The sequence below is a fragment of the Eggerthella sinensis genome, assembly GCF_003339815.1.
Lineage (GTDB): Bacteria > Actinomycetota > Coriobacteriia > Coriobacteriales > Eggerthellaceae > Eggerthella > Eggerthella sinensis.
On sequence record NZ_PPTT01000033.1, the window covers coordinates 16,150 to 37,288 of the forward strand.

Consider the following 21,139-nt stretch of genomic DNA (forward strand, 5'->3'; position numbering starts at 1 on the left):
TCCGCATGGGGATTATCGAATCTGGGGGGATTTGAGATGGCACAGGCACACAACCCTTCGCCCTTCGCCGTAGCGAGGGAACGCCTCGAGGGCCTTTCTTGGAAGAACTTCTTCGGCCTGCGCACCATCGGGTTCGCGTTTGCGCGTGGCTGGGTGTACCTCATGTTTCTGGGAGCCGCGGTCAGCTCGGTCACCTGGAATGGCGAACCCGTCACCGGCGCGGTGTTCACCTGGTCGACCATCGCCCTGTGCCTCACGCTCCTGGCAAGCGCGCTGCTGCATCGGCAGTTCGAAACGCTCATGGGACGGTGGTTCTTCCGCCTGCTCGGGCCCGTGCTCACCTCCATCGGCACGCTGCTCATCGCGTCCGTCACGCTTCCTGGCGCGCCCCACCTCGCGCTCGGCATCGCGGGCGCACTCGCCACCGGCACAGGCTCGGGGCTCATCGATTTGGGATACGGCGAGCTCTACCGCAACACCGATCCGCAGAAGACGGCGTTCGAGGTGCCGTTCGCGTTCTTCATCGCAGCGGCGCTGTTACCGCTCGTGATGGCGCTCCCCTCCGTCGCGGCGTGCATCGTGACGTCCCTCCTGCCGCTCGCATCGGGGTGGATTCTGTTCATCCATCTGCGGGCGTGGTCGCCGCGTATCACGGCCCACGTTGAGCCGGTGGAGATGCATCTGGGGAAATTCGCCTGGAAAATCGGAGTGTGCGCCTGCCTCATCGGTCTTGCCGACGGCGTGGTGCGCGCCGTGTTCATGCTGGCGAACGACGCGTCCGCGGAGAGCTTCTATCGCTTCCCCATCGTCTGGGCGAGCCTGCTCACCATGGCCATCATCTACGGGTGCATCCTGTTCTCCCGCGAGATCGGCCTGCGATCCGTGTACAAGTCGGTCATGCTGGTCATGGCCGTGTTCTTCATGCTGCTGCCCGTGTTCACCGGGCTGTCCGGCGTCGAGAGCACCATTGCGCTGGCCGGCTACGGCACGTTCAACGTACTCATCTGGGTGCTGCTGGCCGACATCTCGTTCAACTTCCGCTTCTCGTCCATCATGGTGTTCGGCATCGGCTGGGGCATGATCACGCTGGGCGTGCTACTGGGCTCCCTGGCCGGTCAGGCCATCTGCCAGCTGGCGCCGTTCGCGCCGCAGACGCTGTCGCTCATCGCGCTGCTGGCCACGCTGGCCATTCTCGTCTCGTACATGTTCGTGTTCAAGGAGAGCGACCTCATCGCGCTGACGAAGGGCGACGACGAAGCCGACAAGCCCAACGAACAGGGGCATCGCCGCCGGTTCCACGATCGCTGCCAGGAGGTTGCGGGCGAATTCGGCCTCTCGCCGAAGGAGACCGAGATCATGATCCTGTTCGCGAAGGGCCGCTCGAGCGCCCGCATCCAAGAGGAGCTCTACCTGTCGCGCGGCACCGTCACCACCCACCTGCGCCACATCTACCAGAAGATGGCCGTGCACAGCAAACAAGAGTTCCTCGACGTCATCGAGGGACGTACCAGCTAACCCCAAAGCCCCCCGTGGAGGCGATTCGTCGTTTGCAAGGGGGTAAGGGAAACGAATCGCGTCCACGGGAAGCTTCGGGAAGACCGCCCTCCACAGTGGCAACACGGCCCCCAGTTGTGCCCGCGGAGGATCTTGCGGGATGGGAGCGCTTGCGCGGGGCGGGGCGCCCCCCCAATTGCGCCCGCAGGGGGTCTTGCGGAATGGGAGGGAGTCCGCGGGCGCTATGGTGGAGCCGGGGCTCCCCTCTTTGCGCCCGCGGGGGGTCTTGCGGGATGGAAGCGCATGCGCGGGCGCAGGGGGTAGGGTGAGGCTCTCCCCCCCAATTGCGCCCGCAGGGGGTCTTGCGGGATGGGAGGGGCTCCGCGGGCGCAATTGGGGAGGCCGCCTAGTAGAACATGAAGACGCTCAGACCCAGGTTGTAGAAGACCACTCGCAGGCAGACGGCCCCGATCAAGGCGGCGGCCAGGGCCAGGGTTCCCCAGAGCTTCCAGTTGCCGGACTTGCGGCCGAGGAAGCAGGCGACGAGCGGGACGAGGGCGCCCACGAGGACCGCGCCCGCCCACAAAAGCGGGGCCTGGCCGGCCACCGTCGCGGCGGCGTCGGCCATGGCCTTCGTGGGGTGCGTCGGGTCGAAGTAGTAGCCGACGGTCGCGAAGGAGCCCGCGGAGAGCTGGAGGAAGGCGGCGAAGGAGGCGGCGGTCGCGGCGTTGACGAGCGCGCCGACCAGCGGGATCAAACCTGCAGGACCCTCAACATCGGCTGCGCGCATGGCAGGTTGCTCCCCGGGGTCGCCTGCAGCCATGGTTGAGAAGGCGGACGCGAGGAGTTGGTACGTCACGGGTCCCAGGACGCAGGCCTCGCCGAGGACCGCCAGGATCCAGAGCACGCTGTCCCACGCCGGGCGGGCGGCCATGGTGTAGCTGTGCGCCATGACGGCCACGAGCACGACGGACATCGCGAGCGACAGCGCGGCCAGCCACTTCGGCACGCCGCTCCCCTTCCGCAGGAACACGAAGTACACGACCATCAGGGCCACGACCACCACGATCGCGATCAGCTCCTGGGTGATGCCGCTCGTAATATGTCCGAAGCCGTTGAAGATGCGCTCCCAGTGCTCCAAATGGAAGAACACCGCGATCCCGCCGACGGCCAGCAAAACGGCGGACGCCACCAGCGAGGCCATCTGCCCGCGCCCGCCGTCACCGCGCAGCGCCGCGAGCGCCTGCGCCCCGAACAACCCCGCGCTCCACGCCACCAGCGTAGTGAAAATGATGAGAGGCCATTGGAGTTCCATTATTCCTCCCCTCCTTGCCACGTCTCGTTTCGCAAGACATACACGAACGACGGCTTGTTTCCCACGTCGGGCAGATGATGCAGTTCGCTTTCGCCGAAAGGCTTGACCGGGAACGAACCGTCTTCGCCGATGCAATCGCCAAGCACCAGGCGAAACGCCGCCTGCGCGTCGTACGACGGATCGGTGGTATCGCATCCGCACGTCACAAAACTCTCGACGCCCTGCTCAAGATCGCCGAACCAGCGCGCACGCGCGCCGCACTGCGCCACGCACTGCGGCAGCTCGCCCTGCGCGATCTTCTGCTCGCACAGCGTGCACTTCTCCACCACGCGCTCCTCCTCGTTCAAATACCGCACGCTGTAGGGGCAGGCCATCGCGCAGAACTGGCAGCCGATGCACTTCGACTTGTCAATCTGCACGGTGCCGTCCTCCAACTTGTGGGAGGCTTCGGTTGGGCACACCTTCACGCACTCGGGGTCCTCGCAATGCTGACACTGCACCGTGAGAAAGTACGTGTACACATCGGGCCATTGCCCTCCCTCAACGCGCGGATTCGGCCCCACGCGCAGCACCTTGTTCCAGTACGAACCCACGGGAACGTTATTGATCACCTTGCAGCTGATCGAGCAAGCAAGACACCCAACACACTTGTTCAGATCCGTCAAAATCGAATACTGCGTCATGATCTATTCCCTCCCTTCATACAGCGGCATCCAGCTCTTCAGGCGCTCGTCATCGCAGGTGTGGATGATGGGAGTGCCATCGTCGCCGCAGGGCACCGGGTTGCCGAACGGCGAGTTCTCCGGCGTGGCCTTGTACACCTTCACGCCATAAGCACGCAGGTTGGACGAGCCGATGATGCGATCCTGAGCGTGGCGATCGATCAGGCAATTCACGCCAGACAGCTTGAAGCCGTGATCGGGCTGGTCCAGCTCGGGATACCACCACTGATGCTCGGCGTTCACCACGCCGGGAGCAATGCCGTAATACAGATCGACCACTTCGCGAATCTTGTGCTGGTCAGTTTCGATCCACACCCAATCGCCCTGTTCCAAGCCCAAGCGCTCGGCATCGACGGGGTTCATCTCCAAGCGCGGCACCGGCCACAGCTCGCGGCACCACGGCAGCTGACGATGCTCGGAATGGAAATAGGTTCCCTGGCGACGGCCCGTGGTCATCAAGAACGAGTTGTCGTCCTCGAACAAACCGGGGTCGGCAACCGGACCATGAGGGGCCTCGACGAACTTCGGAAACTCCTCGCCCTGTCCCGGCAGCCACGATTCGAGCACGGTCGACCATATTTCCTGCTTGTGCGTTGTGGTGTTCCACCCCTGATGAGGGTTGGGAGTTGGGGGGAAATCTCCGTTGATGGCGCCGTTTCCCAGCTGATAGCGTCGATACGTACCCCACGCTTCCGGCTTCTCCTTCTTGGAGTCGAACCAGCCCTTCTCCTGGAATTCCTTCTTGTACTCTTCCCATTCGGTGATCCGGAAGCCCTTGAGTGCGATGTTGTTGCACGCGCGCACCGCTTCGTCGCCTTCGAGCCACGCCGCCCCGTGAACCGCTTCGTCGAAATACGGAACGCCCGCCGCCTGGAACAACCCTACGATGATCTCAAGATCGTTTTTCGCCTCGCCGGGAGGATCGACGGCCTTCACCGTTGCGCCGAATGCGCCGGAAGAACCCTGCGACTTGCGAATGCAATCGAGCTCCATCCAGTGCGCAGCCGGCATCACGATGTCCGCCACCATGTCCACGCACGGCGTATGCCACAAGTCGATGGAGCACCAGAATTCCAGCTTGCACAGCTGCTCGGACGCAAACAGGGAGTTCGACTGATTCATGAAGTCTCCGGTCTGCCCGATGCCGCAGGTGACGTTGTACGGCTCTCCACTCTCGATGGCGTCGTACACGCTGGTTGCATCGGCCCAGCTGGGGTTGCAGTCGGAACCGATCATGGGGAATCGTTCCTTGCCGAGAATCTTGTCAAGCGTGTACGCCGTGGTCTTGCCGGAATCCGGGACGCACATGGCAAGGTCGTACACCGGCCATCCCGGCGTGGACCCGCGCATGCCTCCGGGCACGTCCATATTGCCGGTGATCCCCGCCAAAAGATCGCAGGCGCGATTGTTCTGCGTGGCATTGCACGCATGCTCGCCCGCCAGCATGTACTGGATGCCGCCGTTGCCGTAACCGGTTGAGGGGTCGACGCGCGTGGCGTACGTGATGGCCGCCTTGCGCAGCGTGTCGGCAGACACGCCGGACACTTCTTCCACGATCTCGGGAGTATAGTCCTGCAAGAATTCCCTATAGCGCTCCCAGACGGTACGCACATGCACCGTCGTCCCGTCTTTTAACTCCACTTCGCGACCGCCCGCCTCCGTCGCGAGCGCCGGATAGAGGCCGTCGGGAAACGGGGTGTAGTCAAGCACGAAACCCTGGGCCTGTCCGGTCATATCCAGACCGAACTGATGCGCCTCTTTTCCGGCCGTCGCAGGCGCCCAGTCCTCCCCTTCCCAACCGGGGTTGTCGCCGCCGGCATCGTACCAGCTCAACTCACCCGTCAGCTCGTTCAGAACCATGAAGCGCGTGTCGGAGCCGTCTTCTTTCAAGTCGCTCTCTTTCAGAAGGCGCGTGTTGATGGACTTCGACTGGGCGCTCGAGCTCGACGGGGTCGGGCTGAAGGAATCTTCCTCCACGACGAGCATGGGGGCGTTCATCCATTTGCGCACGTACAGATCATCGTACAGGTCGTTCTCGATGATGATGTTCGCCCAGCAATTCGCCACGGCACCATCGGTGCCGGGACGCAGGTTCACCCAGATATCGGCCTCCTTGCCCAAGTTCGTCTGGCGCGGATCAACGAGAATATGGCAGTCGGCGCGCGTGGCGACGTCCACCGTCGTGCGGCAGCTATCGTCGTAGTTGGACAACTCGGACGCGCCGCCCCACTGCACGAACACGCGAGGATGACCCACCACCTCCATCCAACTGTAGGCGTTCGAGTCGTTCAGCTTGGTCGCATAGAAGCGCGGACCCTTGCATATCTCGTTCGCCTGGATGCCGTTCGGCGAGCCGAAGCACTGCTTCAACGCGCCGTAGGGGCCCATTGCCCAAATTCGCGACGTGCCGCCCATGAAGATGCACGTTTCGTTGCCGTACTTTTTCTGGAGCTCGTGGATGGCATCGACCGTGGTCTTATACGCCTCGTCCCAGCTGATGCGCTGCCATTCGGGAGCTTGGCCCTTCGGCGTCGTGCGCTTCAGCGGATACATGAGCCGGTCGGGATGGTAGGCCGCCTGCAGCGACGCCTGTCCTTTGGCGCAGTGGTTGCCCGCCGACTGGAAGGCGCTTTCGTCACCTTCCGACTTGATGACGCGACCGTCTTTGACGGTAATCCACACGCCGCATTCCATTTTGCCGCAACCGCGGCAACATGATCGGATGTGCTTCACCTCTCCCGAGCCCGTCGACGATGCCCCCTCCTGCTCAGCAAGCGCCTGTCCGCCGATTCCGGCCACGCCCGCTGCCGCAATCGTCACGGCCGACGCCTTCGCAAAAGCGCGGCGCGTCATGAACAACGTTCCCATTCCTCCTCCTCTCGTCATCATGCAAACACAGCCCGAGCTTAGCCAGCAGACACCGAAGCAGGATCGTCTTGAAAGCCCGTTTTTGGAGCGCACCGCATCGTGCTCATCGCACGATGCCCATTGACCAGGTGATATGAAAAATGGAATCACCAATAATCGCACGATGAATTGGAATTGCCGAAGCGTCCCGAACGGCAGGGCGGTACAATGGAAGAAGAAAAGCGGACGACGAGCCGCACGAGCAGAAGCGCAGGGGTACGCTTATGCAAAGCACGCACAATCACGCACGTTCCCTCACCGCCACGCTGCCCACGACGGCCGAACTTGCCATCGGAACCGCATTGGGCTGCAACATGGCATGGGTGTCCATGAGCTTCAAAAGCATGGGATTTTACGCCAGCTACGGACACGGGGAATCCTTGCTCGATGCCATCTACTTGGTATCGATCGTCACCGTAGCGCTCACGCTGCTGCTCGCGGGTGCGTTCGATCGCGCGACGGGCATGCTGCTCGAACGCAGGGGGACGACGTTCGCGCTGCCGCTTGGCGTTGCGACATCCACGCTCATCATGCCGCTTGCCGGGCTCGAGGGTGCCGCGGGCGAGGTTGCGCTATTCGTCGCCGGCGCTCTTTCCGGCCTGTTCTCCGGCCTGTTCCTGTTCAAGTTCGGCATGGTCTTCAGCCTCATGACCATGCGAAGCACCGTCATCGGCGCCGCCTCGGGAAGCATCGTTTCCGCTCTGCTGTTCGCGTTGTTCCTGCTCTTCTCGCCCTTCGAGGCCTGCGTGTTCGCGGCGAGCATGCCGCTTGTCGCGTCCGTGCTGCTTGAATTCGGGAAGAAGGGCATCCCCTTCGCCGTTCAAGAGTCGCCTTGTTCGCTGCTCGATCAGCATGCCTTGGACGACGCGCAGGAGCAGAGCGAATGGAAGCAGCTGGTAGCGAAGCTTGCGGCTTGCTCGCTGCTGGTCGGCTTCGCCAACGAAGCGGCCCGCACGCTCTACGTACAGATGGGCATCGCGAACACCGACGGCACCGCCTACGCCCTCGCCCAGTCGTTTGCGGCGTTTGGCGTGACCGTGGGCATCATCGTCATCGCGCTGGGCCTGCTCAGCTCCAAAACCGAGCGCATGGCCAAGAATTGCTACCATGCGCTGGTTTTGCTGTTGGTGGGCGGTGTCCTGCTGCTCCCTCTGCCCCTCGTCTACCCGAGCGTGAGCGTGCACCTGCCTCATGCGGTGAACGCGGCGTCCTACACGTGCTTCGGCATGTTCATGTGGGTGATCATCACCGCCGTGTGCGGCAGGTACCAGCAAGCGCGAGTGCGGACGTTCGGGTTCGTGCGAGCAGCCTGGGCCATCGGACCGCTTCTCGGCATGCTGCTGGGACGTTACATCCTTCACGTGGCAGGCCTCTCGATCGAATCGGCCTACCCCGTCATGCTGGCCTCGACCTTGATCCTTTTGCTGGTAAGCGGGTTGATCTTCTCGGAATCCGATCTGATCAGGGCAATGGATATCATTCCGCTCGCGCGCAAGCAGCGTTTTCGCACGCAGTGCCTCAAGGTGATTGAGAAGCACGGCCTCTCCGAGCGCGAGGGCGAGATCATGATCATGTTCGCGAAGGGACGCAACCTCCCGTACGTGCAGGAGCACCTGTATCTGTCGAAGAGCACAGTATCCACCCATCGCCAGCATATTTACCAGAAGCTGGATATTCACACACAGCAGGAGCTCATGGATTTAGTGGAAGCCGAGAAAGCGTAGTTCTCGAAAGGCAAGCCCTTTCCGGAGGCGGTTCGTCCGTTTGCAAGGGGGTTGGGGAGGACGGACCGCGCCCGAAAAGAGCTTGCCGGGAAAGTGATGCTTGTGGGGCCCCGCCCCCCCCCAATTGCGCCCGCAGGGGGTCTTGCGGAATGAGAGGGATTCCGCGGGCGCAGGAAGTAGGCGGGGCTCCCCCCCCCAATTGCGCCCGCGGGGGGTCTTGCGGAATGGGAGGGGTTCCGCGGGCGCAAGGTGGGGAGTAGGGGGCGGAAGGCCACCTAGTAGAACATGAAGACGCTCAGGCCCAGGTTGTAGAAGGCAATCCTGAGGCAGACGGCGCCGATCAGCGCGGCGGCCAGGGCCACCGTCCCCCAGAGCTTCCAGTTGCCGGACCTGCGGCCGAGGAAGCAGGCGGCCAGCGGGACCAGGGCGCCCACGGCCACGGCGCCGACCCACAGCAGGGGCGCCTGGGAGGCGACGGCCGCGGCGGCGTCGGCCATGGCCTTCGTGGGGTGCGTCGGATCGAAGTAGAGGCCGACGTCGGCGAAGGAGGAGCCGGAGAGCTGGAGGAAGGCGGCGTAGGCCGTAGCGGTCACGGCGTTGACGAGCGCGCCGACCAGGGCGGGAAGGGCGAGGAGACCCGCACCGGCCCCGGCTTCGGCTGCGCGCTCAGCAGGTTGGTCCCCCGCTCCCCCTGCAGCCATGAAGGAGGAGAGCAAAGCGTAGGTCGCGGGGCCCATCACGCAGGAGGCTCCTACCAGGGAGAGGACCTCGAGCAGGGAGTCCCAGGCGGGACGCGCGGCCATGGTGTAGCTGTGGGCGCACACGGCGGAGGTGACCAGCGCGATGACCACGGCGCAGACGGCCAGCCACTTCGGCACGGTGCCGTCGCTCGACTTCCGCAGCATGACGAAGTACGCCACGGCCACGACGACGAACACGACGACGGCGATCAGCTCCTGGGTGATGCCGCTCGTCAGGTGCCCGAAGCCGTTGAAGATGCGCTCCCAGTGCTGCAGGTGGAAGAACACCGCGATGCCGCCCGCGGCCAGCAGCGCCACGGAGGATACGAGCGCCGGCATCTGCGCGCGGCCTCCGCCGCCGCGCAGCACGGCCACGGCCTGCGCGCCGAACAGGCCGGCGGACCAGGCCACCAGGGTGGTGAACAGGATCAAGGGCCATTGGAGTTCCATAGCTTACCCCCTCCACTTTCGGTCGGAGCGCAGGAGGTACATGAGCTCCGGTCCATTGCCGACGTCGGGCAGATGATGGATGTCGGCCTCGGTATAGGGCTCGACGTAGTCCTTCAGCGTCACGCGCGTCGCTTGCATGTCGTCGTATCCGCACGAGAGCTCGCTCGGGTGCGCCGGCGCTTCGAAGCCGTCGACGCCCTGCTCGAGGTCGCCGAAGAAGCGGGCGCGCGATCCGCACTGCGCCACGCACTGCGGCAGCTCGCCCTGCGCCACCTTCTGCTCGCACAGGGTGCACTTCTCCACCACGCGCTCTTCCTCGTTGAGGTAACGCACGTTATAGGGGCAGCTCATCGCACAGAACTGGCAGCCGATGCACTTCGACTTGTCAATTTGCACCGTACCGTCGGCCATCTTCTGCGAGGCGCCCGTCGGACACACCTTCACGCACTCGGGGTCGGAGCAGTGCTGGCACTGCACGGGGAGAAAGTACATCTCCACGTCGGGCCAGTCGCCGCTGCCGCCTTCCTTCGGATTCGGCCCGATGCGCAACGTTTTGATCCAGAACGATCCGACGTTCACGCCGTTGGCCACCTTGCACGCCACCGTGCAGGCCAGGCAGCCGACGCACCGGTTCAGATCGGTGATGATTGCATACTGCGTCATTTCCTTTACGCCCCCTCTCCCGTCCACGCATCTTCACCTTGGACGCGGGCGCGCATGCCCGTGCCCATCCATTCCTTCAAACGCGGGTCGCTCGCGTCGCAGATGACCGGGTTGCCATCCGGGTCGCACGGCTGCGGGTTGCCGTGCGGCGAGTTCTCCGCCGTCGCCTTGTACACGAGCACCGGCACCGAGCGCATCGTGGCCGCGCCGCACACCACGTCCTGCCCGTAGGGGTCCATGACGCAGTTGATGTTCACCTGCTCGAACCCATGGCTCGCGGTGTCCATCTCGGGGTACCACCACGCGTGGTTCGCGTTCACCACGCCCTTGCTGATGCCGTAGTACAGGTCGAGCACTTCGCGCACCTTGCCCCACGGGCTTTCGATCCACACCCAATCGCCCTGCTCGAGGCCCAGGCGCGCGGCGTCGTTCGGGTTCATCTCCAAACGCGGTGCCGGCCACAGCTCGCGGCACCACGGCAGCTGCCGGTGCTCGGAGTGGAAGTACACGGGCTGGCGCGCGCCGGTGGTCATGAGGAACGTGGCGTCCGCGTGCTCCTGCAACGAGGCGGGATAGTCGTCGTTGAGCAGCTTGGAGGCGTCGATCTGATCCACCATGCCCGCATCGAAGTACTCCGGCGTGGTCACCGGCGAGTTCGTGGGCTCGCGGTACACGGGGAACTTGTCCTCGTCGCCCAGGTACGCCTCGCACACGATGGACCAGATTTCGATGAGGCCCGAGGGCGTCATGAAGCCCGGATGATCGTCCACGAGCGGGTACAGGTTGAAGCCGCCTTGCTGACGACGCCAGCCCATCTCGTGACGACGGTACGTGCCCCAGCGCTCGGGATGCCAGTCGCGGCAGTCCATCCAGCCGTGCTCCTGGAAATGCTCCTTGGCCTGCTCCCACGTGGGGCCGTCGGGGAACTCGGCGGTCTTCCACTGGTCCACGTTGTCCTTGAGCACGCGGCTGCGGCTGGGCCACCGGTAGTCGGTCTTCTCGCCGAAGTTGAACAGGTCGGACGGCTCTGCGGATTCGTCCTTCGTGTTCCACGGCACGCCCATGGCCTTGTACATGCCCACGTTCCAGTCGGGGTCGTAGATGCACTCGCCCGGCGCCTCCACCGCGGCGCACCCGCAACCGAAGAAGCCGCCCGCGCCCTGGCTCACGCGCGTCGTATCCACTTCCAGCCAGTGGTAGCACGGGAAGATGACGTCGGCGTTGCCGTTGTTCGGGCAGAACCACAGGTTGATGTCGGTGAAGAAGTCGAGCTTCGTGAGCGCTTCCCACGCCACGTCGATGTTGCCCATGTTCATGAAGTCGCCCGACTGGCACACGCCCGCGTGCAGCTGGTACGGCACGTTGTTGTCGAGGCAGCCGTCCCAGATAGTGTTGGCGTCGGCCCAGCGCGCCCAGTAGCGGTTGAGGGGGAAGCGCTCGGCGTCCACCTCGTTCGCCTGGCGCTCGAACACCGTGGTGGGGTTCGGCCACGCCTGCGACGTACGGAACGCGCCGCCCATGCGCTTGGCGATGACGAGGGCCTCGGCGTCGGTGGGCACCTTGTTGCCGTAGCGCTCGGCCAGCGGCGAGTCGTTGTCGATGAGGTACTGCACGAAGTCCTGCATCTTCTTCGCCAGGCCCTCGAGATCCACATCGCGGCCTTCCCACGTCTTGGCGGCGTCGCCGTAGGGCGCGCCGGCCTGCATGTTGGAGCGGCCGGGGTTGCCGTCGAACTGCGCCTTCGACGAGCCGCGGTTGCCGGCGGGTTCATCGGAGTTGCCGGTGATGCAGCTCATGATCTGCAGCGCGCGGATGTTCTGGATGGAGTTGCCGTTCTGGTCGGTGGCCAGCTGGAAGTGCAGGCCGCCGTTGCCGTGCAGCGGGTTCACGCGCGTCGTCCACGTGCGCACGGCTTCCTCGCTCCTGTCCGCGGGAACGCCGGTGATCTCCTCGGTCTTCTCCATCGAGTACGTGCTCGTCATCTCGTGGAACGCGTCCCACACGGTGCGCGCCTGGTGCACGGAGCCGTCGCGCAGCGTCACTTCGACGGCGCCGGGCAGCAGCGCGGGCTTCTTCGGCAATCCCTTGGGGTTGCACTCCTCGGAGCCGTCGGGGAAGCGGTCGGGCTCGGTGGCCGGATCGGCGAAGGACGACTGGTCGGGCAGCCACGCGTCGGCCACGAGCGGCTTGTAGGGATGCTCGATCCACGTGCCCGTGGTGGGAATGCGGTGCTCCTCGCCCTCCCACCTGCTCAGCTCGGCGTCCCAGTACGTCAGGCGCTCGTTCGCCTCGTCCCATACCATGAAGCGCTGGTACTTGCCGTCCTCCTTGAGGTCGGCCTCGGTGAGCAGGCGCGTCTTCATCTCCACGCCGCCGTTGCCCTCCGCGAGCCAGCCTTCCGTGAGCCACGGCTTGTCCTCGACGAACAAGAACGTCGCGTTCGACCAGCGGCGCACCATGGTGTCGTCGTAGGCTTCGTTCTCGATGATCCAGTTGAGCCACGACAGCGCCAACGCGCCGTCGGTGCCGGGGCGCAGGGGCAGCCAGATGTCGGCTTCCTTGCCGAGCGGCGTCATGCGCGGGTCCACCACGATGTGCTTCGTGGCGCGATGCGCCACGTCGGTGACGGTGCGGTTGGTGGAGTCGTAGTTGGAATACTCGCACGCGGTGCCCCACTGCACGTACACCGACGGCTCGGCCTCCACTTCCATCCACGGCGAGCCCATCTCGTCGGTGAGGATGCCGCCGAAGTGGCGCGGGCCCTTGCACACCTGGTACGCGAGATGCGCGTTCGGCGTGCCGAACAGCTGCTTCATGCCCTGGTAGGGCCCGAGCGACCACACGCGCGACGTGCCGCACATCACGAAGATGGACTCTCCGCCGTACTTCGCCTTGATCTCGCTGAGCTTTTCGCCGCACAGTTCGAACGCCTCGTCGAGCGTGATGCGCACCCAGCCTGGGTCGTCCTCGCCCTTGGGATTCGTGCGCTTCACCGGGAAGCGCAACCGATCGGGATGGTACAGCGCCTGCACGGACGACTGCGACTTCGAGCAGCAGTGCCCGCGGCTCTGCGGCGCGGATTCGTCACCTTCAACCTTGATGACCTTTCCGTCCTGCACCGTCACCCAAACGCCGCACTCCACCTTGCCGCAGGCGCGGCAGCACGAGCGAATGCGCTTGACCTCGCCCGCCGTGGCGCTGACAGTTTCGCCAAGCGCTTGCATCGGCTCGGCAACCGTGGCGAGCGACGCAGCAGCCCCCGTGACCGCCATCGTCTTCATGAAGCTGCGACGCGTGAGCGTAAGCTGACCCATTGATCCCCACCTTCCTTTCTCGTCTTCCGTTTCAAATCCGCTACCTGAAACGATGGGACCATCCTAGGAAGCAGCGGGGCATCAACCCTCCCAGCACGCCTATGATTTTTGGCGAAAACCACCCGGCCACGCATCATACTGAGCCTATGATTTTTCGCATAACCCCAGGAAACGGCCATCAGCGCCGCCAAAATTCAGCCGGCGAAAACGGGAAGCGCGCACCGGTGCGCTATGATGGTGTTCGGGGATGGAACCGGGCGTTCAAAACGACGAGGGGGCACGTCCATCATGGAGATCAAGCTGCCGCGACTCAAAGTGGAAGTGAGCGAGGACGACCGGTTTTCACTGGGGAAGCTCTCGCTGCCGCTCATCGTGGGATTCGGCGTGCACTGGGCATGGGTGTACCTCACCATGTTCAACGGCGGCTCGCTGTTCTTCTGGAACTCCGGCGATCCCGGCTCCTCGGCGAGCGTCTTCTACCTCGCCTCGCTCGTGTTCCTCGTCCTATCGCTGTTCACGTACGGCACCTGCTCGCGCATGCTGCGCCGCCTGCTGTTCACGCCGCACCGCCGCGCGCTCAGCCGCTTCATCGGCGCGTTTCTGGCCGGTGGCGGCACTCTGCTCGTGTGCGCGGCCGACGTGGAGACGTCGCTCGGCTTCGCCGCCATCATCGCGGGAGGCGCGGCCACCGGCATCGGCTCGGCGGTGCTGCTCATGAGCTTCGGCGTGTCGTTCGGGCAGTGCGACATCGCCACCATCGTCACGTCGACGGCGCTGTCGCTCGTGGTGGGCATCGTCGTGTTCGCCCTCGTGTCGAACCTCGATCTGCTCAGCCCGCTCAACGCCGTGGTCACCGCGCTGCTGCCCTTCGTGGAGTGCTGGTGTTTGTACCTTTGCAGCTCGGTGCTCGTGGACAAGCTGGAGTTCGCCGCCGTCACGCTCAAGGTGAAGAAGGTGCCCTTCGCGCTGCGCATCTGCGCGCCCAGCCTGCTGTTCGGCTTCGCGCTGGGGTCCATCCGCGGGCAGGCCATCGCCGACATGCATCTCGTGGGCGACCTCGGCGTGCAGGTGGCCTGCATCAGCGTGGCGGCGCTCGCCGCGTGCGCGCTCATGATAGCCGTCATGCTCGTGCAGCATCAGCACCTCAACTTCATGTTCCGCACCCTGCTGCCGCTCATCGCCGTGGCGCTGGTCGCCGTGTACTTCATCGACGACGTCACCCCGCTCACCACGTTCGCGTTTCTGCTGTGCTACCTGCTGTTCGAAGGCGCCATGTGGGTGAGCTACGGCGACATCACGCAGCGCTTCCGCCTCACGTCGTTCATCGTGTACGGCTTCGGGCGCGGCTCGCTGGCGCTCGGCACGCTCGTGGGCGCCCTGGCCGCCGCCCACATCGCCGAGCTGGGCAGCGCGCTCGGGTCGCCCAGCACCATGATCGTGACGCTTGCGTGCATCGTGGTCGGGTTCGGCACCCTGCCCCGCGGCAGCGAGATTCGCGCCGTGGTCATCGGCGAGTCCGACAACCCCGTGCGCGAGATGGTGGAGCGCGCCCAAAGCCCCGACGCCCCCGTGCCGCCCGAGAAGGCGCGCGCCGGGCGCTTCAAGCGCGCCTGCGAGCAGGTGGCGAACCGCTACCTGCTGTCGAAGAAGGAGACCGAGGTCCTGTTTCTGCTGGCGAAGGGCCGCAACGCCGCCTACATCCAGGAGCAGCTCTACATCTCCGAAGGCACCGCCCGCACCCACATGCGCCACATCTACAAGAAGCTCGACATCCACACCCAACAAGAACTCATGAACCTCGTGGAAACAGCAAACGGGGAGTAGTCCCTACCGCTCGTATACTTGGTCGATGCCGATGAGGTCTTTCATGCTGCGGTAGATTTGATGGGGGTTGCCCGGAGGGTTCTTGAGGGGCTTCATCTCGTAGCGCTCCACGGCATTCGACAGCAGGTCGACGGCGAACACCTCGTCGGACAGCCACAGCGCGTCCTCGGGGCAGATGTCGGTGCAGCAGCGGCACTTCACGCACGCGCTCGGGCGATGCTCCACGCCGAACGTGCCGTCCTCCTCCTTGAACTTCGCGATGGCGCCGGTCGGGCAGAACGTCGCGCACATCTGGCACGACGAGCACTCGTCGGCCTCGATGACCACATGGCCCCACAGGCGGGTGTCGATCATCACGTCCTGCGGCTCGCCGAGCGCGGCAAGCGCGTCGAGCAAACGCTCGCGACGATGGGGGATGAAGTGCGGCAGCGTGCCGTCCTTCGTCACCTTCACGTACTTGGGAGCCTGCTGCTCTTCCACGCCGAGCGCATCCTTCACGGCATAGTCGGCCGTGGTGACGGCGGCGTTTTTCGCCTCGCCCTTCATGGTGGCGAAGAAGCCGCGCCGACCGGCGTCGTAGCCCTTGTCCTGCGCCAGGCGCGCGAGGGATGGAAGCTTGTCCACGATGCTCGCGCGCAGGGGGCTGTTCCAGGTTTCCAGCAGCGTGTTCGCCGTTGCGCACACGAGCTCGGCCGTGTCGTGCCCCACGGCGTGCGCGCAGCTCGCGCACTTCGCCCGCACGAGGCTCACGTGCGCGGCGTCCTGCGCGGCCAGCGACACGAGCAGGCTCTCCTCCACGCGGCCGAGACAGGCCACGCCCACCACCTTCTCGGGATCGTAGAGGCCCTCGGCGGCCGACAACAGCTGCTCGCACGCGATGATCACCTCGCCGTCGGCCTGCGCGCACGCGCTCAGGCACGACTGCAGCAGCTCGGCATCGTCGGGCCGATGCGCTTCGAGCGCGCACGTCGGACAGATGGTGGCGCACGTGCCGCAGCCGATGCACTTCTCCGGCGCGATAACCAGCTCGTTATCGTCGTAGGAGATGCATCCGGACGTGCACACTTCCGCGCACTTCATGCACGTTGCGTTGCGGTTGCGCACGACGGCGCAGCGGTTCTGATGGACCGTGATGTCTGCGCTCTGTAGTTGTTCGAGCAGACCGAAGAAATTCGTCACGTGAGACATGACAACACCCTTTCTCGTCCACCCCCTTGCACGCGCTAGTATAGCCCTTTTTGCGCGCGTGCGCAGCGATGGTTCAAAAGCATTCGGGTGGGCGCGATTCGTCGTTGCAAGGGGTATGGGGATGCGAATCGCGCCCATGCGAAGGCTTTCAGCCTGCCGCACATCCCTGGCCTGCCCCTACGCCGCACCGATGACCAGGTGCGACGCAGGGGCAAGGCGCAGGGAGCTTAGAACATGAACACGCTGGTACCGGCGCTGTAGAACACCACGCGCATGCACACCGCGCCCACGAGCGCCGCCGCAACAGCCACGGCCATCCACAGCGAGACGGAGGAGCGTCCCCTCCCCTTGCGCGAGGCCAGGAACGTGGCCGCCAGGGGAAGCACCGCGCCTACCAGCAGCACGCCCACCCACATGACGGGCGCGAACTCGCCGGCGAACACGTTGGTTGCCGCCGTGACGTCCACCGCCGGCTTCATGGGATGCATCATCATGAACGAGCGTCCCACATCGGCGAAAGCGGAGCCGCTCATCTGCAGCGCGATGGCGTACGCCGCCGTGGTAACCGCATTCACCACGGCGCCGATCACGGCGAACAGGCCGACAGAGGCGGGAAGAGCCGCGTCCTCGTCCGCAGAGGTCGCACCCGGAAGCAGGGCGAACGTCGCCGGGCCCAGCACGCAGGCGTTGCCCAGCACGTAGAGTATCCAGAACACGGAATCCCACGCCGGACGCGCCGCCATCATGTACGAGTGCGCCATGACGGCCACGAGCGCAGCCGACACCACGATGCCCACCACCGCGATCCACGCGGGCACGCTGCCCCCGTCATCGGACTTGCGCAGCAGCACGAGGTAGACGACGGCCACTATGCCCAGCACCACGATAGCGATGAGCTCCTGCGTGATGCCGCTGGTCAGATGGCCGAAGCCGTTGAAGATGCGCTCCCAATGCTGCAGGTGGAAGAACACCGCGATGCCGCCCGCCACCAGCAGCACCGCCGAAACAATCCATGCCGACATCTGGGCTTTCTTCCCCACGCCCTTCAGCGCGAACGCGCACTGGCTGGCGAAGAGCCCTGCCGACCACGCCACGAGCGTGGTGAAGATGATCAAAGGCCACTGCAGTTCCATTACTCATCGCCTCCTTGCCAGGTACGGTTGCGCAGGATGTACACGAAGGAGGGGTTGTTCCCCACGTCGGGCAGATGGTGCACGTCGGCCTCGGACCACTCCCGGCTCGTCGCCGTGATGGGCTGGAACGTGCCCTCGGCGTCGGGCGGCCCCACGAACGTCTCGACGCCCTTCTCCAGGTCGCCGAAGAAACGGGCGCGGCCGCCGCACTGACGCACGCACTCGGGCAGCTCGCCCTGCGCGGTCTTCTGCTCGCACAGCGTGCACTTCTCCACCACGCGTTCGCTCTCGTTGAGGTAGCGGACGCTGTAGGGGCAGGCCATGACGCAGAACTGGCAGCCGATGCACTTCGCCTTGTCCACCTGCACCGTGCCGTCCTCCAGCTTGTGCGAGGCGCCCGTCGGGCACACCTTCACGCACTCGGGATCGGCGCAGTGCTGGCAGGTCACCGGCAGGTAGTACATCTCCACGTCGGGGAAGTGCCCCGATCCGCCGGGTGTGGGGTTCGGGCCGATGCGCAGCACCTTGTTCCAGAACGCGCCCGGCGCGATATTGTTCACGATCTTGCACGACACCGAGCACGCCAAACACGAAACGCAGCGGTTGAGGTCGGTGGCGATTGCATACTGGGTCATATCACACCTCCTCCGGCTTCATCGGCATCCACGCCTTGAGGCGCGGGTCGTCGGGCTCCACGATGATGGGCGTACCGTCCTCCTGCGCGCAGGGGATCACGTTCCCGTCCGGGCAGTTCTCGGGCGTGGCCTTGTACACCTTCACCAGGTACCCGCGCAGCGTGGTCGCGCCGCTGATGGGGCACTGCGCCTGGTCGTCCACCAGCGCGTTGATGTTCGACAGCTCCCAGCCATGGCTCGGCGCGGGCAGCTCGGGGAACCACCAGCCATGGTCGGACTCGATCACGCCGGGGGCGATGCCGTAGAACAGGTCGGCGATAAGGCGCACCTTGCCGCGGCGCGATTCGATCCAGCACCAATCGCCCTGCTCGATGCCCAGATCGGCTGCCGTTTCGGGGTTGATCTGGAACGTCGGTGCCACCGCTTGCTCGCGGGTGTAGGGCTGCTGACGGCCTTCGCTGTGGAAGAACACGGGGATGCGGCGGCCCGTCGTGATGACGATGGGGTACTCCTCGTACACGTCGGGCGTGGAGTACGGGCTTTCCTGCGGCTCGCGCACCACCGGCAGCTGTTCGCCGGGATGGTACGACTCGAGGATGGTGGACCACAGCTCGAACTTCGTCGTGGGGGTTTCCCAACCCGGCAGGCCATCGTGGCGCATGTAGCCCAGCAGGTGGCGGCGGTAGTAGCCGATGGGGCTCACCTTGCGCAGGTCCCACTGGCCGTGCTCCTGGTACTGCTGCTTGAAGTCGTCCCAGTCCTTGAATTCCAGCTTGTCGCCGTCAGGGCCGGGAATCTGCATGCCGTGCGTGGAGTGCAGGATGGCCAGCTCGTTCACCTGCTGCTCGTCGGGCCACTGCGTGTCGAGCCATTCCTTGGGCCAGAACGGCGGCGCCGTCTCGGCGCTCGTCGGCCACCAGGGAATGCCCATGTTCTTGAGGATCTGGATGATCTGCGGGGTGTCCCAGCGCGCTTCGCCGAGGGGCTTCACGCAGGCCACCTGCGCGCCGAAGCCGCTCTCGCCGCCCTGCGAGATGCGCAGGTTGTCCACTTCGAGGAAGTGCGCGGCGGGCACGAGGATGTCGGCCAGCTCCACGGTGGGCGCATGCCACAGCTCGGCGGCCCAGTAGAAGTCGAGCGACTTGAACGCCTCCCAGTTGCGCGTGGCGTTGCCGGAGTGATGGTGCGTGCCCGTCGAGGAGATCATCGAGCGGATGGGGTACGGCTTGCCCGTGAGGATCATCTCGGTGGCGCTCGTCTGATCGTGATGGAACGCGGCGCCGCCGATGGTTTGGAACCACGGCAGCAGCGGGAACTTGTCGCCGCCCGCCACCTTCGCGCGCAGCTCAGGGTCTTGCTGCGGCGCGCCGAACGGCGTGGCGTAGTTGATGAACACGTTGTACAGGTAGTGCACCGACTCGCCGCCGCGGTTGCCGCCCGGCGTGTCGAGGTTGCCCGTGAGCGCCGACAGGATGAGCGGGATGCGCGTGGCCTGGATGGCATTGCCCGCGTGCTCGAGCGCCAGCTGGTACTGGATGCCGCCCTGCATGAGCTTGCAGCCGTACTCCTGCGCCGCCTCGCGGATGACGCTCGGATCGACCCAGCAGTGCTCGGCCGTCTTCTCCACATCCCATTCGGCAATGCGGTCGCAGAATTCCTGGAACGTCGGAGTGGCCTTCACCGTGCGGCCGTCCTTGAGCTGCACCTCGTAGGTGCCGTCGAGCGCCGGGTCGATGTCAACCTGGAAGCCCGGGTCCTCAACGAGGTAGCCCTCGCCGTGCTTCGTCATCTTCGTGGGCTTGACGTACTCCCCCTCGCCTTCCCACAGCGCCGTTTCGGCATCGAAGTAGGTCAGACGATCGTGTTTCTTGTCCCACACCATGAAGCGTTGCGGGCTGCCGCCCTCCTTCACGTCCGACTCCTTCAGCAGCTGCGTGCGGATGTTCAGCGGGTAGCTTTGGTTTTCCAGCACGGCGGTCCACTCGAAGCCGCTCGGATCAAGGTCGGCGACGTGCAGGAAGGGGCCGTCGGTCCACTTCTTCGCGAACAGCTCGTCGTAGGACTTCATCTCGTTCACGATGACGTTGAGCATAGCCACGCCGAACGCGTCGTCGGTGCCGGGGCGCAGGTTCACCCAGATGTCGGCCTCTTTGCCGAGGTTCTGCAAGCGCGGACCCACGCAGATGGACTTACGGGCGTTCACCTGGGCGTCCACGGTCACGCGGTTCGCGTTGTCGTAGTTGGACACCTCCTGGTTCGTGCCCCACTGGAAGAACACTTCCACGCCGTCGTTGAGCGAGGTCCAGTGCGCGGGGAAGCAGGTCATGGCGCCGGACTCGCAGCGCGGGCCCTTGCACACCTGACCGGCCGTGCAGCCGCCGTTGGGGCTGCCCACGTAGTAGCCGAACATCATGGAGCCGTAGCTGGTGATACGGCTCGTGCCGTGCAGCGATTTGATGGACGGCCCGCCGTACTTGTCGATGCTCTCCTGGAAGCCCTTCGCGCCCGCTTCGATGGCCTCGTCCCAGCTGATGCGCACCCAGCCCGGGTCCTCGCCCTTCGGATTCGTGCGCTTCATGGGGTAGCGCAGCCGGTCGGGATGGTAGAGCGCCTGCATGGCGGACTTGCCCTTCGCGCACAGGTTGCCGCGGCTCGTGATGGCGCTTTCGTCCCCCGTGATGTCGATGACGCGACCGTCCTGCACCCACACCCATGTGCCGCATTCCATCTTGCCGCAGGCGCGACAATGGCTGCGAATCTTTTGCACCGAGCTGGTCGTTTCGGCCGTACCCTCCGCGAGCGCCGCCGGGGCGCCGGCCGAAGCCGCACCCAACGCAACGCTCGAGACTGCGGCGGCTTTCACGAACGTTCGGCGCGTGCAGTTCAATTGTTTCATTCCCCCTCCTCCACTTGAATCGTTCACTCTTTGTTTGTACTATTTGACGGATGCCCGTCGCGGTCATCGTACTGAGCTGAGGGGGCATGCTCAAACGACATGCTTGCAAGCTCGTATTCCAGGGGGGAATGACA

Annotated in this window: 13 protein-coding genes; 3 read left to right on the top strand and 10 right to left on the bottom strand. The window is 64.9% G+C overall.

Annotation, left to right across the window (positions count from 1 at the left end; genetic code table 11):
* Window positions 1-36 precede the first annotated feature (36 nt).
* Window positions 37-1,515, top strand: a complete 1,479-nt coding sequence (locus C1876_RS14895) for a response regulator transcription factor (protein WP_114547515.1) — start codon at window positions 37-39, stop codon at window positions 1,513-1,515.
* 385 nt (window positions 1,516-1,900) lie between these two features.
* Here C1876_RS14895 and C1876_RS14900 read toward each other — a convergent pair whose 3' ends face one another.
* Genes C1876_RS14900 through C1876_RS14910 form a run of 3 tightly spaced genes read right to left on the bottom strand, consistent with a single transcriptional unit; the run spans window position 1,901 to window position 6,399 of the window.
* The gene (locus C1876_RS14900; protein WP_114547512.1) at window positions 1,901-2,809 is read right to left on the bottom strand and encodes a dimethyl sulfoxide reductase anchor subunit family protein; all 909 of its coding nucleotides are present in this window, start codon (window positions 2,807-2,809) and stop codon (window positions 1,901-1,903) included.
* The gene (locus tag C1876_RS14905) at window positions 2,809-3,492 is read right to left on the bottom strand and encodes a 4Fe-4S dicluster domain-containing protein (RefSeq protein WP_114547516.1); all 684 of its coding nucleotides are present in this window, start codon (window positions 3,490-3,492) and stop codon (window positions 2,809-2,811) included. Before C1876_RS14905 ends, C1876_RS14900 begins: the two co-directional genes overlap by 1 nt.
* 3 nt (window positions 3,493-3,495) lie before the next feature.
* Entirely contained in the window at window positions 3,496-6,399 is a 2,904-nt protein-coding gene (locus C1876_RS14910; protein ID WP_114547517.1) for a molybdopterin-containing oxidoreductase family protein, read from the bottom strand.
* Between the two features lie 263 nt (window positions 6,400-6,662).
* On the opposite strand from C1876_RS14910, the gene C1876_RS14915 reads away from it, so the two are divergent.
* Window positions 6,663-8,162: a helix-turn-helix transcriptional regulator gene (locus C1876_RS14915; RefSeq protein ID WP_114547518.1), complete on the top strand. Its 1,500-nt coding sequence runs from the start codon at window positions 6,663-6,665 to the stop codon at window positions 8,160-8,162.
* A gap of 275 nt (window positions 8,163-8,437) precedes the next feature.
* On the opposite strand, the gene C1876_RS14920 is transcribed toward C1876_RS14915, so the two are convergent.
* The 3 genes from C1876_RS14920 to C1876_RS14930 are packed head-to-tail and all read right to left on the bottom strand — an operon-like array spanning window position 8,438 to window position 13,329.
* Window positions 8,438-9,352, bottom strand: coding sequence for a dimethyl sulfoxide reductase anchor subunit family protein (locus tag C1876_RS14920; protein WP_114547519.1), 915 nt, complete (start codon window positions 9,350-9,352; stop codon window positions 8,438-8,440).
* Window positions 9,353-9,355: 3 nt separating this feature from the next.
* Complete coding sequence (locus tag C1876_RS14925) at window positions 9,356-10,015, bottom strand: 4Fe-4S dicluster domain-containing protein (protein ID WP_114547520.1); 660 nt, start codon at window positions 10,013-10,015, stop codon at window positions 9,356-9,358.
* A 5-nt stretch (window positions 10,016-10,020) separates the two neighbouring features.
* Window positions 10,021-13,329, bottom strand: coding sequence for a molybdopterin-containing oxidoreductase family protein (locus C1876_RS14930; RefSeq protein ID WP_114547521.1), 3,309 nt, complete (start codon window positions 13,327-13,329; stop codon window positions 10,021-10,023).
* A gap of 288 nt (window positions 13,330-13,617) precedes the next feature.
* Here C1876_RS14930 and C1876_RS14935 point away from each other — a divergent pair, with 288 nt between their 5' ends.
* Window positions 13,618-15,153 (top strand): helix-turn-helix transcriptional regulator, encoded by a 1,536-nt coding sequence (locus C1876_RS14935; protein WP_158544710.1) that lies wholly within the window; start codon window positions 13,618-13,620, stop codon window positions 15,151-15,153.
* A gap of 3 nt (window positions 15,154-15,156) precedes the next feature.
* Here C1876_RS14935 and C1876_RS14940 read toward each other — a convergent pair whose 3' ends face one another.
* The 4 genes from C1876_RS14940 to C1876_RS14955 all read right to left on the bottom strand — a co-directional run bounded on the left by C1876_RS14940 (window position 15,157) and on the right by C1876_RS14955 (window position 21,005).
* The gene (locus C1876_RS14940) at window positions 15,157-16,341 is read right to left on the bottom strand and encodes a 4Fe-4S binding protein (protein ID WP_114547523.1); all 1,185 of its coding nucleotides are present in this window, start codon (window positions 16,339-16,341) and stop codon (window positions 15,157-15,159) included.
* A gap of 227 nt (window positions 16,342-16,568) precedes the next feature.
* Entirely contained in the window at window positions 16,569-17,474 is a 906-nt protein-coding gene (locus C1876_RS14945; protein WP_114547524.1) for a dimethyl sulfoxide reductase anchor subunit family protein, read from the bottom strand.
* Window positions 17,474-18,109, bottom strand: coding sequence for a 4Fe-4S dicluster domain-containing protein (locus C1876_RS14950; RefSeq protein ID WP_114547525.1), 636 nt, complete (start codon window positions 18,107-18,109; stop codon window positions 17,474-17,476). The genes C1876_RS14945 and C1876_RS14950 overlap by 1 nt, the downstream gene beginning before the upstream one ends.
* 1 nt (window position 18,110) lies before the next feature.
* Complete coding sequence (locus C1876_RS14955) at window positions 18,111-21,005, bottom strand: molybdopterin-containing oxidoreductase family protein (RefSeq protein ID WP_114547526.1); 2,895 nt, start codon at window positions 21,003-21,005, stop codon at window positions 18,111-18,113.
* Window positions 21,006-21,139: the final 134 nt, after the last annotated feature.